The following is a 1507-nucleotide window of genomic DNA, read 5'->3' on the forward strand; positions in this document are numbered from 1 at the left end:
GCACTGCAAGGAGATGCTGGGCCAGCTGGACGCCGCCCACGGCCTGCCGCCCAAGGTGACGGACCTGAGCCAGGTGCGCCAGGCCGCCTGAGCGCCACCGCGCCCTGCCCTCCCCCTCACGCACAAAGCTGGGCCCCCGCCCAGCTTTTTTCTATGGCACAGGCAGTTTCTTGCTGCTTGGCGGCGCCACGCCCTTGGGGCACGATCCCCCGTGAACCCTGGTGCAAGGAGACCCTGCTTTGGACACCCCACTGGACTGGCATGCCCGCGCCCTGCGGCAGCGCTACCTGACCGAGGCCTGCATCGACGGCCGCTTTGCCCCGGCCCTGTCGGGCCAGACCTACGCCTCGCACGACCCGGCCACCGGCCGCCTGCTGGGCCAGGTGGCCGCCTGCGGCGAGGCCGATGTGGAACAGGCCGTGCGCGCCGCGCGGCGCAGCTTCGATTCGGGCGTGTGGTCGCGCTGCGCGCCGGCCCAGCGCAAGCAGGTGCTGCTGCGCCTGTCGCAGCTCATGCTCGAGCATGTGGAAGAGCTGGCCCTGCTCGAATCACTCGACGTGGGCAAGCCGGTGGCGGACGCCCTGGCCGTGGACATTCCCGGTGCCGCCCACGTGTTCCGCTGGTACGCCGAGAGCGTGGACAAGCTCTACGGCCAGGTGGCGCCGCAGCCGCCGGGCGTGCTGGCCACCATCACCCGCGAAGCCCTGGGCGTGGTGGCCGCGGTGGTGCCCTGGAACTTCCCGCTGGACCTGGCCGCCTGGAAGCTGGCCCCCGCGCTGGCCGCGGGCAACTCGGTCATCCTGAAGCCGGCCGAACAATCCCCCGGTACCGCGCTGCGCCTGGCCGAGCTGGCCCTGGAGGCCGGCCTGCCGCCCGGCGTGCTGAACGTGCTGCCCGGCCTGGGCGAGGTGACCGGCCGCGCCCTGGGCCTGCACCCCGGCGTGGACTGCCTGGTCTTCACCGGCTCCACCGAGGTGGGCAAGCACTTCATGGCCTATTCCGCCCAGTCCAACCTGAAGCAGGTGTGGCTGGAGTGCGGTGGCAAGAGCGCCAACCTGGTGTTTGCCGACTGCACGGACCTGGACCTGGCGGTGCAGAAGGCCGCCTTCGGCATCTTCTTCAACCAGGGCGAGGTGTGCTCGGCCAACTCGCGCCTGCTGGTGGAACGCGCCATCTACGACGACTTCCTGGAGCGCCTGGTGACCCAGAGCCGCCAGTGGCAGCCGGGCGACCCGCTGCTGGCCGACACCCGCATGGGCGCCCTGGTGGACGAGCGCCAGACCGCCCGCGTGATGCAGCACATTACCCACGCCCAGGCGCAGGGCGCGGCCCTCATCACCGGCGGGCAGCAGCTGCAGATCAACGGCAGCGGCAACTTCGTCACCCCCACCGTGCTGGCCGGCGTGGACCCGCAGCAGCCGCTGTGGCAGGAGGAGGTCTTTCGGCCGGTGCTGGCGGTGATGCCCTTCGACACCGAAGAACAGGCCGTCGCCCTGGCCAACGATTC

1 protein-coding gene is annotated in these 1507 nt (G+C 71.3%); it reads left to right on the forward strand.

The features are described from left to right. Positions 1–239: 239 nt before the first annotated feature. The coding region (locus tag I73_RS20275; protein ID WP_022982293.1) for an aldehyde dehydrogenase family protein at positions 240–1507 on the forward strand (1268 nt) is incomplete at its 3' end.

The organism is Ideonella sp. B508-1 (genome assembly GCF_000333615.1).
Lineage (GTDB): Bacteria > Pseudomonadota > Gammaproteobacteria > Burkholderiales > Burkholderiaceae_C > Ideonella.